4 protein-coding genes, 1 tRNA gene, 1 pseudogene and 1 riboswitch are annotated in these 3,674 nt (G+C 60.1%); of the genes and pseudogenes, 3 read left to right on the top strand and 3 right to left on the bottom strand.

All coding sequences use genetic code 11. The annotated features are described in order from the left end of the window. Window positions 1-84: 84 nt before the first annotated feature. Window positions 85-169: transfer RNA gene (locus WCA53_RS12940), tRNA-Leu, on the top strand. Between the two features lie 207 nt (window positions 170-376). On the opposite strand, the gene WCA53_RS12935 is transcribed toward WCA53_RS12940, so the two are convergent. The 3 genes from WCA53_RS12935 to WCA53_RS12925 form a co-directional block, all read right to left on the bottom strand. Beyond that, window positions 377-1,123, bottom strand: coding sequence for a glucose 1-dehydrogenase (locus WCA53_RS12935; protein ID WP_423910443.1), 747 nt, complete (start codon window positions 1,121-1,123; stop codon window positions 377-379). Window positions 1,124-1,299: 176 nt separating this feature from the next. Then, window positions 1,300-2,043, bottom strand: coding sequence for a CbtA family protein (locus tag WCA53_RS12930; RefSeq protein WP_423910440.1), 744 nt, complete (start codon window positions 2,041-2,043; stop codon window positions 1,300-1,302). 13 nt (window positions 2,044-2,056) lie between these two features. Further along, the gene (locus WCA53_RS12925; protein ID WP_423910437.1) at window positions 2,057-2,266 is read right to left on the bottom strand and encodes a CbtB domain-containing protein; all 210 of its coding nucleotides are present in this window, start codon (window positions 2,264-2,266) and stop codon (window positions 2,057-2,059) included. Window positions 2,267-2,297: 31 nt separating this feature from the next. Then, a riboswitch (adenosylcobalamin (AdoCbl) riboswitch) is annotated at window positions 2,298-2,424 on the bottom strand. A gap of 78 nt (window positions 2,425-2,502) precedes the next feature. On the opposite strand from WCA53_RS12925, the gene WCA53_RS12920 reads away from it, so the two are divergent. Next, a complete protein-coding gene (locus tag WCA53_RS12920) occupies window positions 2,503-3,075 on the top strand; it encodes a histidine phosphatase family protein (RefSeq protein WP_423910433.1) in 573 nt (190 codons plus the stop codon). 31 nt (window positions 3,076-3,106) lie between these two features. Next, window positions 3,107-3,674: pseudogene (locus WCA53_RS12915) on the top strand (FUSC family protein); the annotation flags it as partial.

Genomic DNA, 3,674 nt, shown 5'->3' with positions numbered 1-3,674 from the left:
GGGAAGGACTCGCCCGCGCCCTCCTCTTTGCCCATTGACACTTCCCAATCATTCGCTAAAATAGCGCCCTTGCTGTACCCCTTGGCCCAGGTGGCGGAATTGGTAGACGCACATGGTTCAGGTCCATGCGCCGCAAGGTGTGGAGGTTCGAGTCCTCTCTTGGGCACCAAGACGTAGTCCGGAGCAATCCGAAGAAGTTCGAGAAACCCCGTAAAGCCTTATGCCTACGGGGTTTTTTGTTTTGGGCGTTCCGAGGTGCTCGGGTAAGCACCTGCGGGTAAGCACCTGCGGGTAAGCCACCTTTAAGTGTCCGCGACCCCAGAACCGCCCGACGGGACCACCGTCGGTCCGCACCGGGCAGAATCATTCGTCCGGATCAGCGCAGGCCGCCACTCGCGACCAGTTGTTCGCCCGTCATCCAGCGCGCGTCGTCCGACGCAAGAAACACTGCGATCGACGCGATGTCATCCGGCTGACCCAGCCGGCCGAGCGGAGTCTGGCTCAGCGCCCACGCATCGAGGTCAGAGCCGATTACCCCTGCCGTGTGAGTACCCTCGGTCACCACTACACCCGGATTAATCGAGTTCACGCGGATTTTCCTCGGCCCGAGTTCGCGCGCGAGCACGCCGGTGATCGCGTCGACCGCGCCTTTTGTGCCGCTATACACGGCACTTGTAGCGGGCGTAATGCGGGTTACGACCGAACTGACGTTGATGATGCTCGCTCCCTCGCCAAGATGACGCACGGCGGCCTGCGTGGTGAGCAGCACACCCAATACGTTGACATTGAATTGCTTGTGGAAATGTTCTTCGGTGATCTCTTCGATGGCCGAGAACTCGTAGATTCCCGAATTGTTCACGAGAATGTCGAGGCGCCCAAACGTTTCGATGGCCGCGTTGACGATCCCTTGCGCATCCGCCGCCTTCGAAACATCGCCACCCACTGCGATTGCCCGGCCGTCGGCCGCCGTGATCGCCGCAACAACAGCATCGGCGCCCGCCTGGCTGCTAGCGTAGTTGACGACCACCGAAGCGCCCTCTGCTGCGAGTGCCTTGGCGATAGCAGCCCCAATCCCCTTCGACGCGCCCGTAACAACGGCTACTTTGCCTGCAAGCTTGCTCATGATCGTTTCCTTGAAGAGATTTGCCACCGTGGAGGCTGAGAGGCTCTTTCCCGAGCCAATCGGCCTGCGTGGGTGCAAATGTAGAGATCTCTTCAGCCGCGATAAAGCGGCGCGAAACGAATTGACTCGCTGGATTTAACGAACAATTGAAGTGCACCCGCTGTACAGGACGTCCGCTATGACCGCGATCTGCCGACGATCCCGCCTGTCGATGCAGCGAGTTGACAGCGCTCGGCGAGCGCACCGAACAGCAACCCGATCGTGGTCCACATGATGACCTGCATGCCGATCGCGGCGACCCTGAATTTCCACAGCAGAACCGCCGGGAAAGCCGCGGGTACTTCGTTGATCACGGGCAAACCCAACTGCACGGCGCCGATAATCACGACGAAAACGATGCCCGCAATGATCGATGCATTCCAATGACCCAGGCGTGCAATGGCGTGCTTGCGCACCTTGAGCGAGAACACCATCGTTGCGATCGAAATCGCAATCATTAGGAAGAACAATCCGGTCCGCGTCCCAATCGTTTCGGGGTCGCCCACCGAAGGCGGATTTGCAGGGTATTTGATGTTTGGCACGATCACCAGCGTGATGAACGCCGCGAGCGCAAGCCACGCAGACAACGGCCTTGCCCCGAGCTTGCTGACGCGGCCAAAAGAGTAGGCGAACGTCAGTGCAAACAAACCTCCAACCGCGGCGCCGAACGTCACCACACCGGTCAGAAGTCCCACGCCTGCCTGGGTATGCCGGCTGACAATTTCCGATTCGGGCGCTTCACCCTTGGCCGCGTCGGCTCTTTCCTCGAAGGAAATAGCCTGATCCACCTGCGGTTCACCTACCAGCTTGGCGAAACTGAACGTAAGAAGTCCCGCGGCGATGCCTGCCAGCATGCCGCGTACCAACAATTTACCGACCATGTTCATCTCCGCACTAGTGGCAAGGAAAGCCAAGCAGATGGCGGCCGTCATGGACGAATTCGTGGACATACATGCCGCGAACAAGCGAGGTCGCTCCCTGTTCTGCGCCGACGAAATAGATGGCGAGCAGCATGATCAAGCCGCCAAAGACGATCCACGGCAGCAGTTCGCGCAGGGGGATGGCGGTCGGCTCGGCGGCCGGATTGAATACACCGTCAGTCATGATTGATCTTCTCCAGGGGTACGCGCCCCGACAGTTGCTTAAGAAAGAGTGACAAGAAGCACAGGTCTGGCTTTCGACTCCTTACGAGTCAATTACAGTGGCGCGACCGCGCCGGGCTTGCACCGGCTTCCGCGCTTCGAGTCACGGTATTTTACGCGCTAGACTTTTACACCAAAGCAAAAGTACGAGCGGTGAAGCGTAGCCAAGTGATGATACTTTCGTTCGTAAGGAAAGACATGCGTACTCGATTAATACTGATCAGTCATGCCGCCACCCCTGCGATGCGTGAGGGCAGATTTCCCGCCGACGATCCGCTCGATGCGCGTGGCATTGCAGACGCCACGGCGTCGCGACAAAGCATGCCGATCGACGCTGACGCGCTTGCGCTCTGCAGCCCAGCGACATGCGCGCTCGAAACAGCGCACGCGCTCGGCCTCGCGGTGCGGATCACGACCGAGCTCGCTGAGGCAAACTACGGTCGATGGCGCGGTCGGCGGCTTGCCGACATAGCCGTCGACGCACCCTCCAAAGCGCAGGCGTGGAGCTGCGATCCGGATACGGTGCCGCCGGATGGGGAGTCGTTCGATCAGGTTCTTGCCCGGGTTGGGCGATGGTTGGACAACTTAGATGAGACAGGCAACGTCGTCGCAATCACGCATGCTTCTGTCATCCGTGCGGCTGTCATCCATGCATTGAATGCCCCATCCTCATCGCTCACCCGCGTCGAAGTCGCACCTCTCTCTGTTATCGAATTGCGGCGTTCAGGTCGCGGTTGGGCGTGGTGGCCGGCGCAGTCACGCAGTCGATGAGCACGTCCAGCAAAACGATACGGTGAAGCCGATGAATGACAACCCGCAAGGCTCCGCGAACCATGGTGGGATTGTTCGGCGTGGCATCCTGATGCCTGTGGAGGCAGTTGGCCGTTGGCTGGACCAGGTTGACCCCGGCACGCACCGTCGAATCAAGGGATTGCGGCTCGTGACGGCGTACGGCATTGCGGCCGCACTCGGGACGTTGCAGGATATTGCCCACAGCGTGCCCAGTAGCGTATCGCTGGGTTACCTTGCTGGAAGCTTCGCGCTCTGGGCAAGCGTGTCCGAGGGGAAAACGACCCGCGCCGAGTCGAGTCGTGATCTCGCATTGCTCAGTTTTGCTGCCGCGCTAGGCGCAGTCCTGTTCGTGCTTTTCCCCCGGCAATTGCAGATTGCCGGGCGAGCGGGACCGGAACTGGTTCTTGTGACCGGCGCTTTCCTGGTCGGATATCTGAAGCGGTTCGGCGTGCTGGGCGCCGGAATCGGATCGCAAATATATATTGGGGAGTTGCTCGCATACGGCACCCATCTGACGGTCGCTGATCTGCGGGCCATTGGCATTGCTGCGCTGATCGCCGCGGTGGCGTCGATCGTGC

The sequence above is a fragment of the Caballeronia sp. genome, assembly GCF_049581465.1.
Classification (GTDB): Bacteria; Pseudomonadota; Gammaproteobacteria; order Burkholderiales; family Burkholderiaceae; genus Caballeronia.
The sequence above is the reverse complement of the archived record's forward strand: the minus strand, read 5'-3'. Positions and strand labels throughout refer to the sequence as shown.

Coding starts and splice junctions, on each gene's coding strand:
- WCA53_RS12935 (WP_423910443.1), bottom strand. CDS start 1,123: ATGAGCAAGCTTGCAGGCAAAGTAGCCGTTGTTACGGGCGCGTCGAAG.
- WCA53_RS12930 (WP_423910440.1), bottom strand. CDS start 2,043: ATGGTCGGTAAATTGTTGGTACGCGGCATGCTGGCAGGCATCGCCGCG.
- WCA53_RS12925 (WP_423910437.1), bottom strand. CDS start 2,266: ATGACTGACGGTGTATTCAATCCGGCCGCCGAGCCGACCGCCATCCCC.
- WCA53_RS12920 (WP_423910433.1), top strand. CDS start 2,503: ATGCGTACTCGATTAATACTGATCAGTCATGCCGCCACCCCTGCGATG.